A 13,780-nucleotide genomic window follows, 5' to 3' on the forward strand; every position below is an offset into this window, starting at 1 on the left:
TGTGCTTCGGAATATTACTTGATAAATAACATTTCTCTATATTTCACCAATGGCCAAGATTCATCATCTACCAATAGTTCTAATTTATCTACAGCATATCTGATTTTATCGAAAAACGCTTCTTTTACATCAGTGCTATACCCTTTTGCTCTTTTGACAATATCATCTTCCTTATTAAGCTTCTTTCTAGCTTCAATCATTTGATTTACATTAGACTTTAGAGATTCAAGATGCTTACTTACTTCTTTGATAGTCTCGATGGCAGCAGTATTATCCAAGCCTAGACCTTTGAGTCCATTTGCATTTTCTATCAATTTGTTTTGATAGAGAATTGCAGTAGGGATAATATGGTTCAGAGCCAAATCACCCATAACCCTAGATTCAATTTGAACTTTCTTGATATAATTCTCAAGCATGATCTCATGACGTGCATGAAGCTCTACATGAGATAGTACATTATGCTTTTGGAAAATATCAATCACTTTTTTGTCAGAATAAGTATCCAAAGCAAATGGTGTACTTTTCAAGTTAGAAAGACCTCTTTTTTCAGCCTCTTTCTCCCACTCTTCTGAATACCCATCTCCTTCAAATCTTACTTTCTTAGAGTCTTTGATATATTTTCTCAATACATTGACTATTGCAATTTTCTTTTCTTTTCCAGCTGAGATCTCTTTCTCTATATCCTTAGCCATTTGCTTTAATACCTCTGCAACAATCACATTCAATGCGGTCATTGGTTCAGCAGAGTTAGCATTAGAACCTACAGCTCTGAATTCAAACTTATTGCCTGTGAAAGCAAATGGAGAAGTTCTATTTCTATCAGTATTATCAAGAATGATTTCTGGAATTTTTGAAATTCCAAGCTTCATGTACATGTTGTCGCCTTTCTCGATCTTGATATTTCCATTTTTCTCAAGCTCATCCAAAATACCAGAAAGTGTCGAACCAAGGAATACGGAGATAATAGCTGGAGGTGCTTCATTTGCACCTAGTCTATGATCATTGCCAGCAGAAGCAATGCTAGCTCTCAACAAATCCGCATAATCATAAACAGCTTTGATGGTACCAACCAAGAAAGTTAGAAACTGAAGATTCTCTCTAGCTGAATTACTCGGCTGAAATAAGTTTACTCCTGTATCCGTGATCAAAGACCAGTTGTTATGCTTACCAGAGCCATTAACACCTGCAAATGGCTTCTCATGGAACAATACTTTTAGATTGTGCTTTTCTGCAACTTTATCCATAAGATCCATCAAAAGCTGATTATGATCGACAGCTTTATTGATTTCTTCAAACAATGGAGCTACTTCAAACTGACCCGGAGCAACTTCATTGTGACGAGTAGAAACAGGAATTCCCAATTTGAGTGCTTCAATCTCAAAGTCCAACATGAAATCTTTCACCCTAGTAGGAATAGATCCAAAATAGTGATCTTCTAATTGCTGACCTCTAGCTGGATTGTGTCCATATACAGACCTGCCTGCCATTACCAAATCAGGTCTTGTCGCGAATAGTGCCTTATCAATCACAAAATATTCCTGCTCTACACCTAAAGAAGGAGTTACTTTTCTCACATTCCTATCAAATAATTGACAGATCGCCACAGAAGCATCATTGATAGCTTCTATTGATTTCAATAGTGGAGTTTTGTAATCCAATGCCTCCCCTGTGTACGCCACAAAAATGGTAGGAATACATAATGTATTAGAGAAAATGAAAATTGGGGACGATGGATCCCAAGCAGTGTATCCTCTTGCTTCAAAAGTAGATCTTATACCTCCGTTTGGAAAAGATGAAGCGTCAGGTTCTTGTTGAACCAATGCAGATCCTTTGAACTTCTCAATACCAGCATGTGCATCAAAAAAAGCATCGTGCTTTTCAGCTGTAGAGCCAGTCAAAGGCTGAAACCAGTGGGTATAGTGAGTAACACCCTTGGACAAAGCCCAAGTTTTAACAGCAGAAGCTATTTCTTCAGCAGTTGTAGGATCTATCTTTGCTCCTTTTTCAATCGCTTCCTCTACTTTTTTGTAAACAGTAGGAGCAAGTGACTCCTTCATTTGTTTTTTACCAAAAACATTTACTCCAAAATAATCAGAAATTTTCAGTGATGGTGCAGTTACACTCACACTTGGTCTGTTTTGCGCAAGTAAAAGCGCTTTTTGTCTTAAAGTTGCCATTTCTACAATAAGTGGTTTGATTTAATACCTACAAAAATAGAAAATATTTGCAATTTAAAAGTAATTGGCTCGAAATAAGACCGAATTTTCATAAAAAATACATTATTTCTAAAAAAATAAGCTCAAACACCATAGAATCACTCATATTTTTTTCAGTTTATGGCCTGAAATTGAAAAAATTGAAAACTTAATCTAATTAATTACCTTTGCATTCTTAATCAGGAGAAAGTAAAGTGAAAAAAGTAGCATTTTATACGTTAGGTTGCAAATTGAATTACTCTGAGACATCTACGATTGGAAGAATGTTTGAAGATAAAGGATATCAAAAGGTAGCTTTTGAGGAAAAGCCAGACATTTTTATCATCAATACATGCTCTGTGACGGAAAATGCAGATAAAAAATGTAAAAAAATAGTCCAAGAGGCTAAAAAAATATCTCCAAACTCCTATGTAACCATCATAGGTTGCTATGCTCAACTGAAACCACAAGAAATTGCAGAAATTAAAGGTGTAGATGCTGTACTTGGAGCTGCTGAAAAATTTCGACTCATAGAACTATTAGACGGCTTTGCTAAAGAACAAGAAACCAAAGTCCTTGCTTCTGAAATTCAAGATGCAGTAGCTTTCAACAATGCGTATTCTATAAATGACCGCACTAGAACTTTTCTCAAAGTTCAAGACGGTTGCAATTATGGCTGTGCTTTTTGCACCATACCATTAGCTAGAGGAAAAAGCAGAAGCGACAGTACTGAAAATATCCTCGCAGCAGCGAGAGAAATTGCAGCCACAGATGTCAAAGAAGTAGTATTAACTGGTGTAAACATTGGTGATTTCGGGATTCAAGATGGAAAAAGAAAAGAAAAATTCATAGACTTAGTGAAAGCCATTGATGAAGTAGAAGGCATAGAAAGACTTAGGATTTCATCTATCGAACCTAATCTGCTCACCAATGAAATCATAGAGTTTGCATCAACTTCAAAACGCTTTGTTCCACATTTTCATATTCCTTTACAATCTGGTTCGAATGAGATCTTGAGAAAGATGGGAAGAAGGTATTTACGAGAACTTTATGAAGATCGTGTAAGTAAAATCAAAACCTTAATGCCACATTGCTGTATAGGTGTGGATGTGATAGTTGGATTTCCTGGAGAGTCTGATGAATTGTTCCTTGAAACTTATAACTTTCTAAACGACCTTGATATCTCTTATCTCCATGTATTTACTTATTCAGAACGTGCCAATACTCGAGCCACAGAAATGGATGATGTAGTGCCTATGAAAGTGAGAAATGAAAGATCCAAAATGCTTCGAATTCTTTCTGAAAAGAAAAGAAGGAAATTCTATGAAGAAAATCTTGACAAGACCTTTACTGTGCTCTTTGAGGATGATGTAGAAGATGGTAAAATGCATGGATTTACCGAAAATTACATCCGTGTATCTGCCAAATATGACCCTTTGCTTATCAATGAACTGAAAACAGTCACTCTAAAATCAATTAACGATAAAGGAACTGTAGAGGTAACTGAACCTGAGATCATGTACGAAAAACATTAATAAGTATAGTCATGGAGTATCTATTGAGTAACCATTGATTTGAAAAACCTCTCCAGCTTGTAAGACAAGTTCCTTTTCAATAATCGAAGGAATATCGTGATCGTAATGACTAACATATAGAATTGAAATCAATGGTCGCTTCCCAATATAGTTTACTATTTGTCTAAAAAGACTAGCTTGATTCTCGTCCATACCTTGAGTGGCTTCATCCAGAATCAAAAATACAGGAGATTTGACTAAAGCTCGGGCAAGTAAGCAAAAACGCTGAATGTCTATGGGAGACTGATGAAAAAGAACATTCGAGTACTTCTCTATCCTTAGAAATTCCATCCAATTCATGGCTAGATGGTCTTGTTCCGCTGAGGTCTTCTTAAACAATCCCATGGTATCAAAGAAACCTGACAAAATCACTTTCTTACAAGTTTGATTTCTAGGGAAAAATCTTGATAAATCTGATGAGACAAAACCAATAGGTTTTTTGATATCCCAGATCGATTCGCCAGTACCCCTTTTTTTATCAAACAAATAAATTTCATTTGCATAAGCTTGGGGATGCTCACCTATCAGTAAACTAATCAAAGTAGATTTTCCAGCGCCATTGTGTCCTTTGATAGACCATGATTCGCCTTGCTTTATCTCCCAGGAGACATTTTTGAGAATACATTTTTCACCATAGATTACATTCACATTATTGAGCTTTACAAATTTCTCATATTTAGGAATATCAGGACAAACAAAAAGCTCATCTAATTTTTTACCATTTATTTCGTTTGAGCAATCAAGTTGATCCATCTTTTTATTTTTCAAAAATGTTGATTTCGACATAGATTGCATACCATTAGTACCATATATACCTACATGCGTCACGATATTGGGTATCTCTTGAAATTTCGTAGCTAAAATCAATTGAATTCCAGAATTCGCGATTTGTTGAAAAACATGATCAAATAGACGCCGGGTTTCCCGATCTAAACCCGTCAAGGGCTCATCCATCAGAAAAAGCATAGGGTTGTGAAGCAAAGCTGAAGCTATAGCAAGTCTTCTAGTCTCTCCATTAGAAAGTTTGAGAAGTGATTCATTTTGTAGTTTGATAAGATCGAATACCTCCAAGACACTTTCAATGTTCCAATATCCAGACCTCTTAGGTTTTATAGATGTCAAATGTTCCTTTACAGAAAAAGCTGTATCCGACTCTGTGGCATTGAATCTTTGTTGAAAATAAAAATTTTGAAGATTATCTTTATTAGTGAAGGTATATCTTTGCGACACATGAGCTATCAAATCTCTGTAACTATTCACTTCCTTAGAAGCTATTTTTTGCTTTTGATACTGAGAAGCAAAAGGAAATGTCACTTGACCTTGATAAACTACTGTTTTTCCTAAGATTGTATTGAAAAAGGCCTCCTTTTCCAATACACTTGGAAACATAACCGCCCAATGTTGTTCTATTTCCATGAAAAAATCAAACTCTTGAAAGATAATATTTCCAAGATGCTTTACTCCAATATTTTTTAGAGACAAGAAGCTACCTTTTTCCATTATTCATACCTCAATGACTCGATAGGGTCAAGCTTGCTAGCTTTGAATGCTGGTATATATCCAGATCCCAAACCCACAACTATACAAATCATAAATGAAACCATAATCCATAACCAAGGCACCAAAAAGCCTCCAGGACCTATTGAATTTGCAACAACATTCCCTATGCCAATTCCTAATATGACACCGAAAATCCCACCTATGATACAAATTGTGATAGCTTCAATCAAAAATTGCTGTCTAATCCTCAATGGTGTGGCACCTAATGCCTTTCGTATTCCAATTTCACGAGTACGCTCGGTCACAGATACTAGCATGATATTCATCAGTCCTATAGAAGCTCCTACTAGGGTGACAAAACCAATGGTAAAACCACCAATTCTTAAATAACCCGCCACTTCCTCAAGGCTCTCTCCTACTGTTTGACTTTTGGTAATTTCAAATGAATCTTCTTGACCTACAGCATCTTGCCTGATCTTTCTCATCAACCCAGTCGCTTGCCCCATATCATATTCTACGCTCATAGGACTAGCTGCACTAGCTGTGATATTGTATCTAAAAGTACCCTTAGAATCTAATCTACTTCCATTCTCTATAGGAATAAATATAGCCCTATCGGCACTCGAGCCTCCCCCAATGTTTCCCTGCTTCTCTAAAACCCCAATTATTGTATATCTATTTCCAAAAAAAGAAATTTGTTGATTCAGTGCATTTTCTTCCTTTTCAAATAGAGTCTCTACGAGATCTAGACCTACTACACACACATTGGTGCCATACTGAATCTCTGTAGCACTAAAATTTCTTCCATTTTCGATTTTTACACCTTTGATCAAAAAATAAAGCTCATCCACTCCAGTCACCCTTACGTTTGGATTGGTCTTCTTTGAACCTCTTTTGATTTCGGCGGCACCTGAAAGTGTAGTATATACTGTAGCATTACCCATTGAAGAATATGCCTGCTTGAATTCTTTGGCATCCTTATATTTTACTAAAGGATAGGATTTTTCAGATTTTCCACCTTGGACAGATCTTCCACCAGAAAAACCTCTTGATCGTATATCAAAATTATTAACACCAAGACCTGAAAAGCTATCTTCAATCTGCGCCTTGATAGCGTCTATTGCTGTCAGCATTCCAACCAAAGAAGTGATCCCTATAGCGATGATAGCACCTGTAAGTATGGTTCTAAGCAAATTAGTCTTGACTGACCTTAAAGCCTCCCTTATATTTTCGATCAAATTCATATATCGTTCATTTTAGAACAGAATTACCTAAATCTAGTACTCTGAAAGCATTAATATCTTACATTATCTCAAAAAATCAATAACTTTTTTTAAATAACATAAGTAAGCTCATTAATGCATTCGATCTCCTCTAATTGTTATTTGCTTTAATACTTGAGCCTCATATAACAACCATTCTTTCCAACGCTCATTAACTTGATCTTTATCATGTATTTGTCTAGCTAATTCTATAAAATTCACATAATGACCAGCTTCAGAGATCATTAGCTCATAATAAAATTTCTTTAGCTCCTCATCTTGAATATCCTTAGATAACAGCTTGAAGCGCTCGCAGCTTCTGGCTTCAATTAGGGCATTCATAAGTAAATATTCAGATAATTGCTGTGGCCTATTCCCACCTTTTTTAACAAATTCAGCAAGCTTTATCACATACTCATCCTTTCTAGGTTTTCCCAAAGTATATCCTCTTTTGTCAATCTGATCTATCACTCGCTCAAAATGCCCCCATTCTTCTGCAACAACAGGCACAAGTACATCTCTTAACTCTTTAAAATCATAAAAATTCACGATCAAAGAGATACAAGAAGTAGCTGCTTTTTGTTCACAATATGCATGATCTGTTAGTATATCTTCCAAATTCATCTTTGCTATATCTACCCATCTCGGATCTGTGGGTAGTTGAAGATGTAGCATTTTTTGTTTAGTACTTTCTTCCCAACTCATAAAATCTAATCAAATAAGGGCCACGATATTCCTATATCTAACATTCCTCTCAATCCTGTGTAATCAGGTGTCACAAAATACCCAGGGACTGATAGTAGGTTATCATTGATGTGATTATATCTAACCAAGACACGCGTTCTGTTTATCCTTACATTTAGAAAAAAATCTAATATTGGATAACCAGCGACTAGAAACCTTCTCTCAGCACCTTGTAAGTAGAATTGCTGTAGAGCTGGATTATAAAAATCTGCTCTGTATTCACTTCTATATCTACCTTCAATTCCAATCTGTACAAAAAGATTTTCTTCAAACATAGGGCTATCAAAGTAAACCCTACTGTTTGCAAAGACTTCTGGTATTCTAAAAATATCAGAAGAACCACCAGTGATTAGGGTGTAGTAAGCTTCTGTTTCCCAGAACAACTTTCCCCTTACATTAAAACTAGTTTTGACCCCGGGAATGAGCATGAAGGCATCACCATTTGCTTGAGCAGCCTGCTGATTTTCATCAAAATAAACAAAATTGCTCAATCTATTTATAGTTACATTAGGTCGAACGCTCCATCTCTTGAAATCAGCCTTAATCACACCTTGTACCTGATCCAAACCTATATTAGAAAACCTATTGCTCCAGCGGTGATGGTTTCCTCTAAAGAGCATTTGCATGGCTGTTGGTTTATAAAGTGCTTTGGTATAAGTAGCTTCAAGAAAAGGAGAAATAAATTTACCATGAATCCTAAATGCCCCAGGTATAAGATACTCTCCTTCTGCTTCGAACCTCCATCGTTCACTTATCTCTCCCCTTAGGGCGCCCCCTACTGAAAACTCGTCAAACCCAAAAGGATCAACTTGATAGTTTCCTTTCATTCGACCAGTTCTAAACTTTGCAAATGCATTGTAATAAACAGGCCCAAAATCACCTTTGAAACCTAGTTCATTTCTCCATTCAGAGAAATCATTGACATTGATAGTGCTGTCGGGGCGATTGAATCTCTCTGGATTGTACCTATCAAAAAATGGAGCCGATTCTGGACCTAATCCAGCTCTAAAAGAAAGCTGCTGCCTTCTTTTATCAAAAACATGATAGGCTTGCCATCCTTTTAATATTTCGTATTCTTGATACACATGAATATCCTGCCTCAAATCTACAGCAGATGCTCCCCTCAACCATACCTTAGCGTCTTCATAGGTGAAATACAAAGAGGTACTATCTACATCAGGTGGTATGATGCCCCCTTGTTCTGCTACTTGATGTCTAGTTCGTGAAAAGTTTGCTAGTAGTAGGTATTTATCGTTATCAGATTTATAGCTAGTATGAAACACATAGGCATTCTTGACTGCCTGATTATCATCTCTTCTATTAGGGTTCAATGTCTTTCTGGCACGGATTGTATTTAGTGTAAATCCTACGTTCCATTTTGGTGTCACATTTCTAGCAAACTCCAAGTCCATCATGTTGCGATTGCCTCCTCCAAAGTAGAGCTCCATATTGGTAAATGGAGACTTCGTGTCGTAGTACTTGACACTATCTGTAGACTGATGATACAAATCATAAGCATGAAAACCAGAGGTAGTTCCTATCATCACTGGCGCCTGATAAAAAATATGCTGAGCTGCTGAACCTACATTCCCCAGATCTTGATATTTCCATCCAGATTTAGCTACTGGCTCATAGTAGTGAAAATTATTCAAAAGAGTATCTACTTCATACTTCTTTATCCTATTTCTCCTCACATCCTTTTCTAAAAAATACAGCGTAGTCTTAGGCCCAAAAACCATTTTAGTAGAATCATCAATGAGTTTTTTTCTTCCATCTTGCTGTTGCTCCTGCTCATCTTCGTTTTCTCTATTTGTTTCTTGACGCGTATTACCCATAGGGGGATTTCGAGTAGGAATCTGCGCGAATACCTCCAAGCTGAGCGTGAGCATTATTAAAAATAAAATAAAACCTAAAATTCTTGATCTCACTTTTCGTAATCTTTTTCCTTGATGATATTGATAATAGTATTTTTTATGAATGCTTTATCTTCTCTTTGAATATCTATTGTAATGGGCCAGGCAAAAATCGGAATTTCTGCCAAATAATCCCGAAATATAGGAGCTTTAAGTTTGACTGCATCTTTTTCTGTAGTTAAAATTACAGAATTTGGGAATTCTCGGCATTTCTGAGCTATTTTATTTATATCCTTCAACGTGTAGTGGTGATGGTCAGTGTATGAAAACGTATGTTTTACTTGAAAAATACGAGAAGCTTCATTTTTAAACAAAGTATCATTTGCAATCCCTGAGACAGTTATTACATCAGATTTGCTTTCTAAAAGGTCTAAAGAAGAACTCTTTGGAGTTCCATACCTAATACCTACGAATATGATGTTAGCTTTCTGGTTGTACTTCCTGATTTGTTGTCTGAAAGCATTTCTTTCACCTTCGTCGAGATCTTTTGGACATTTGGTCACGATGATCATATCAGCCCTTGAAGCACCAACCATCGATTCTCTCAAGGTTCCCTTGGGGACAATCTGATCTTCGAAAAATGGCTTATGATAAGTAGTGAGCAGAATTTGATAGTCTGCTAAAACATACCTATGCTGAAAAGCATCATCCAACAATATCAAACTTGTATCGGGACTATCTACAAGGATTTGAGGAATAGCTAGTACTCGCTTTTCTCCGACAGCCACATTAATTTTCTCTTTATACTTCTCATAGATCTGAAATGGTTCATCTCCGATCTGTGAAGCAGTAGATGAATCATCTGCCAAAATGTACCCTTTACTTTTTCTACCATATCCCCTACTCAGCGTAGTGATTTGATAATGCTCAGAAAGCAATTCAATCAAAAATTCTACAAAAGGAGTCTTCCCAGTCCCCCCCATACTCAAATTACCAATCACCACGGTAGGGACAGTAAAGTTCTTTGACTTCTTGAAACCGATATCAAATAAATGATTTCTAAGTCTTGTCGCTAGGTCATAGCTGATAGAAAAAGGAAGTAGCAAGGGATCAAACCAACGCATTGAGGAAATTTGATTATTTTTGAAAGACAAATTAAAATAAAATATATGGTATACCAGATTCAAGATGTAGTTTCTTTTCTAAGTAGTGTCGCACCTCCAGCATATCAAGAGTCATATGACAACTCTGGGTTGATCACTGGCAATCCTAACATGGAAGTCACAGGCATACTATGTTCTTTGGATGCTACAGAAGAAGTGGTAGATGACGCTATTTCCAAAGGATGTAATCTCATTGTAGCGCATCACCCGATCGTTTTCAAAGGATTAAAAAGCTTTACAGGATCAAATTATGTAGAAAGAACAATCATAAAAGCGATCAAAAATGACATTGCCATATTTGCTATCCATACGAATCTCGACCATGTGGCTCATGGCGTGAATAAAAAAATCTGTGACAAAATAGGTCTGAGAGAAACAAAGATCCTTGCTCCTAAAAAAGGAATTCTATCAAAATTAAGCACATTTGTACCCAAAGATGATGTAGGAAAAGTGACCAAGGCTTTGTTTACTGCTGGAGCCGGCAAAATTGGTGAGTACAGGGATTGTAGCTTTCAAAGTGAAGGAAAGGGTACTTTCACGCCATCAGCAAATGCAAACCCAACCAAAGGGAGCATAGAGGAATCTCATCAAGAGGAAGAAGTAAAAGTCGAAGTACTACTTCCTAGTCATCTAGAATCCAAAGTATTAAAAGTGCTGAAATCTGTCCATCCTTATGAAGAAGTAGCATATTATTTACATAGGTTGGAGAACGCACACCAAGAAGTAGGTGCTGGAATGGTGGGGAATCTGACCTCCCCTTTGGATGAAAAATCCTTTCTAGAAATGCTAAAAACTAATATGGAACTGCAAGTACTGAAGCATACAACACTCCTCCATAGACCTATTCAAAGAGTGGCTGTGTGTGGTGGAGCTGGAATATTTTTACTAGATCATGCAAAAAGAGAAAAGGCAGACATCTTTATCACATCGGACATAAAATATCACGAATTCTTTGACGCTGAAAATCAAATAGTTATTTGCGATATTGGGCATTACGAGAGCGAAATATTCACAAAAGATCTGTTATTAGAGATATTGTCCCAAAAATTTACTAATATTGCACTCTATTTTACCAAAGTAGTTACTAATCCCATAACTTACCTATAGTACATGGAAAGTACCGTTGCACAGAAACTTGAAGCACTACATAACCTTCAAAAGATAGATTCCCGCCTTGATGCCATTGTTAAAGTTAGAGGAGCACTCCCTGAAGAAGTTCAAGATTTAGAAGATGAGATCGCTGGTTACGAAACCAGAATCGACAAATTCAATGCTGATATTCAATCTTTAGAAGAAGATATCAAGAAGCATAAAGAAAACATCAAAGAATCTGAAAAGCTGATCAAAAAATATCAAGATCAGCAAATGAACGTCAGAAACAACAGAGAGTACGACGCCATAACGAAAGAATTAGAGCTTCAAGATCTGGAAATCCAAGTCTCCAAAAAGAAAATTGGAGAAGCAGAAGTTAAAATCGAGACTAAAAAAACTGATTTGGAAGCATTGAAAGATGTGGTCAAAGACAGAAATAAGGATCTTGACAATAAAAAAGGAGAACTTGACAATATCGTTGCAGAAAGTGAAGCCGAGGAAGGCAAACTAGCCAATGATAGAGAAAAAGCTCTCAAAAAGATCGATGATAGATTAGCAAAATCTTACACTAAAATAAGAGCAAATGCCAAAAATGGTCTTGCTGTAGTTTTGGTAAAAAGAGGAGCTTGCGGAGGTTGTTTTAATGTGGTACCACCGCAAAGACAAGCTGATATCAGAGAGCAGAAGAAACTAATCGTTTGTGAACATTGCGGAAGAATTCTTGCGGGTGTTGAGGATGAAATAGAAGAAGAAGCTCCAAAGAAAAAGAGAGGCTCAAGAGCTTAAAATACGAAAAGACCTGCATTGCAGGTCTTTTTTTTATTCTTAAGATTCACATTTTTTAAACCTTCTTGTTGACATACAAGTTTAATTTGTATACATTTCAACAATGAAAAGGTTACTTGTCATCATATTACTTTGTATTTCTGTTCATTCGGTTTTGGCAAAAACTCCGAATGAAAGGACATTTTTAGTGATTTTTGACAATGCGGAACTAAAAAAGAATAAAACTAGTACTGAATACATTGAATTGAGTCTTATGCACATATTCAATACCAAATCGTATTCAGGAAATTCAGACGCTGCAATTTTGATCAAAACAGATCATGCACAAATAGACAAATGTGTATTAGGAGATTTTATTATTAGATTCAATCAAAATCAAATTAGCACGTTAGATGAGATAGCTTTTCAAATCATTGATTTGGATGAGTGTAGAGAGTTTTATTTGAATTTATTGGCAGATTTTGAAGAGAAAAACTCCAAAACAAAAAAGAATAACAAACTTTTCAAATCAACGCTTTAAGTTGAAGATGATCTCCAGAGTTATTTTTTATTATTTCTACATTTCCTTTACCATCTATTTCCAATACATATAAGCCGAGATTTCTATGCTCAAATTGATCCATATATTTAAGATCTACTTTCATCAAAATGCTAAGCAACATTCTCATGGCTCTTCCGTGCATACAAATCAGAATTACTTTTTGATCTTGATTTAAGATTTTTTCAAGACCTATTCTCAATCTTTTGGAGACTTGATTGGGACTCTCTCCTCCCTTTATGGCAAAATCCAAATCTCCAGATGCCCATTTTGCAAGCATTGACTGATAATAGGCGTTTTCGTCAGGCGTCATTGGTTGACCTTCGTAATCACCCCAGCTGATCTCATTCAATTCTGGAACAGATTCACTTGGTATTCCTAAATCTAAAAATTGCTGAATGGATTGCTTTGTCCGTTGCAGTCCAGTGTAAAATGCTTTCTCAAATGGCACATCTTTATAAGCATCAAAAAAAGCAGCCGCTTGCAATCTACCGTGGTCATTGAGTGGAGCATCGATTCCACTTCCTTGAACTACTCCCTTTAAATTGTAATCTGTCTGACCATGGCGAACCAGGTATATTTTTTTAGTAAGCAAGATTAATTAATTTTGTTCCAGACTTCAAAGAAAATGTTTTTATTCATATAACCATGATATTTCCACCAAACCTTAATGTCAGCCTACTCAATGATTGGGGTAAAAATACAATGACAGATTTTTTAGGAATAGAATTTACTGAAATTGGCGCAGATTATTTAGTAGCGACAATGCCTGTAGATCATAGAACCAAACAGCCCTTAGGACTGTTACATGGAGGGGCAAATGTAGTCTTGGCAGAGACATTGGGAAGCGTGGCAGCAAGCCTTACTGTGGATCTTGATTTACAATATTGTGTTGGTCTTGAAATCAACGCAAACCATATCAAGTCTGTAAAGGAAGGTAAGGTAAAAGGTATCACAAAACCCATTCATCTTGGTAAAAAGACTCAAATTTGGGAGATAAAAATCTATACAGCTCTTGAAGAATTAAGCTGTATCAGTAGAATTACAATGGCTGTTATTGATAAAAAATAAAA

12 protein-coding genes are annotated in these 13,780 nt (G+C 36.2%); 5 read left to right on the forward strand and 7 right to left on the reverse strand.

Features of this window, described 5'->3' with window-relative positions:
* Window positions 1-14: 14 nt before the first annotated feature.
* A complete protein-coding gene (locus MM214_RS14155) occupies window positions 15-2,177 on the reverse strand; it encodes a glutamine synthetase III family protein (protein WP_241296291.1) in 2,163 nt (720 codons plus the stop codon).
* Between the two features lie 233 nt (window positions 2,178-2,410).
* Here MM214_RS14155 and mtaB point away from each other — a divergent pair, with 233 nt between their 5' ends.
* The gene (mtaB, locus tag MM214_RS14160) at window positions 2,411-3,730 is read left to right on the forward strand and encodes a tRNA (N(6)-L-threonylcarbamoyladenosine(37)-C(2))-methylthiotransferase MtaB (protein WP_241296292.1); all 1,320 of its coding nucleotides are present in this window, start codon (window positions 2,411-2,413) and stop codon (window positions 3,728-3,730) included.
* A 9-nt stretch (window positions 3,731-3,739) separates the two neighbouring features.
* Here the strand turns inward: mtaB and MM214_RS14165 are convergent, their stop codons facing one another.
* From MM214_RS14165 to lpxK, 5 genes are all read right to left on the reverse strand, one after another.
* Window positions 3,740-5,269: an ATP-binding cassette domain-containing protein gene (locus tag MM214_RS14165; protein ID WP_241296293.1), complete on the reverse strand. Its 1,530-nt coding sequence runs from the start codon at window positions 5,267-5,269 to the stop codon at window positions 3,740-3,742.
* Window positions 5,269-6,513, reverse strand: coding sequence for an ABC transporter permease (locus MM214_RS14170; protein ID WP_241296294.1), 1,245 nt, complete (start codon window positions 6,511-6,513; stop codon window positions 5,269-5,271). The genes MM214_RS14165 and MM214_RS14170 overlap by 1 nt, the downstream gene beginning before the upstream one ends.
* Window positions 6,514-6,624: 111 nt before the next feature.
* The gene (gene miaE, locus MM214_RS14175) at window positions 6,625-7,206 is read right to left on the reverse strand and encodes a tRNA-(ms[2]io[6]A)-hydroxylase (RefSeq protein ID WP_241296295.1); all 582 of its coding nucleotides are present in this window, start codon (window positions 7,204-7,206) and stop codon (window positions 6,625-6,627) included.
* Between the two features lie 35 nt (window positions 7,207-7,241).
* A complete protein-coding gene (locus tag MM214_RS14180) occupies window positions 7,242-9,164 on the reverse strand; it encodes a putative porin (protein ID WP_241296296.1) in 1,923 nt (640 codons plus the stop codon).
* Between the two features lie 35 nt (window positions 9,165-9,199).
* Complete coding sequence (gene lpxK, locus MM214_RS14185; RefSeq protein WP_241296297.1) at window positions 9,200-10,252, reverse strand: tetraacyldisaccharide 4'-kinase; 1,053 nt, start codon at window positions 10,250-10,252, stop codon at window positions 9,200-9,202.
* 45 nt (window positions 10,253-10,297) lie between these two features.
* Between lpxK and MM214_RS14190 the strand changes: the two genes are divergently transcribed.
* The 3 genes from MM214_RS14190 to MM214_RS14200 all read left to right on the forward strand — a co-directional run bounded on the left by MM214_RS14190 (window position 10,298) and on the right by MM214_RS14200 (window position 12,689).
* Window positions 10,298-11,398 carry a Nif3-like dinuclear metal center hexameric protein gene (locus tag MM214_RS14190; RefSeq protein ID WP_241296298.1) on the forward strand — a complete coding sequence of 367 codons (1,101 nt, stop codon included), beginning with the start codon at window positions 10,298-10,300 and terminating at the stop codon, window positions 11,396-11,398.
* A gap of 3 nt (window positions 11,399-11,401) precedes the next feature.
* The gene (locus MM214_RS14195; protein WP_241296299.1) at window positions 11,402-12,169 is read left to right on the forward strand and encodes a zinc ribbon domain-containing protein; all 768 of its coding nucleotides are present in this window, start codon (window positions 11,402-11,404) and stop codon (window positions 12,167-12,169) included.
* Between the two features lie 103 nt (window positions 12,170-12,272).
* The gene (locus MM214_RS14200; protein ID WP_241296300.1) at window positions 12,273-12,689 is read left to right on the forward strand and encodes a hypothetical protein; all 417 of its coding nucleotides are present in this window, start codon (window positions 12,273-12,275) and stop codon (window positions 12,687-12,689) included.
* On the opposite strand, the gene MM214_RS14205 is transcribed toward MM214_RS14200, so the two are convergent.
* Window positions 12,673-13,302, reverse strand: coding sequence for a histidine phosphatase family protein (locus MM214_RS14205; RefSeq protein ID WP_241296301.1), 630 nt, complete (start codon window positions 13,300-13,302; stop codon window positions 12,673-12,675). The genes MM214_RS14200 and MM214_RS14205 overlap by 17 nt on opposite strands.
* Window positions 13,303-13,355: 53 nt before the next feature.
* Between MM214_RS14205 and MM214_RS14210 the strand changes: the two genes are divergently transcribed.
* Window positions 13,356-13,778, forward strand: coding sequence for a hotdog fold thioesterase (locus tag MM214_RS14210; RefSeq protein ID WP_241296302.1), 423 nt, complete (start codon window positions 13,356-13,358; stop codon window positions 13,776-13,778).
* Window positions 13,779-13,780 lie beyond the last annotated feature (2 nt).

Origin of the sequence: Belliella kenyensis, from assembly GCF_022549675.1 — a bacterium.
In the GTDB taxonomy this organism is placed as follows: Bacteria; Bacteroidota; Bacteroidia; order Cytophagales; family Cyclobacteriaceae; genus Belliella; species Belliella kenyensis.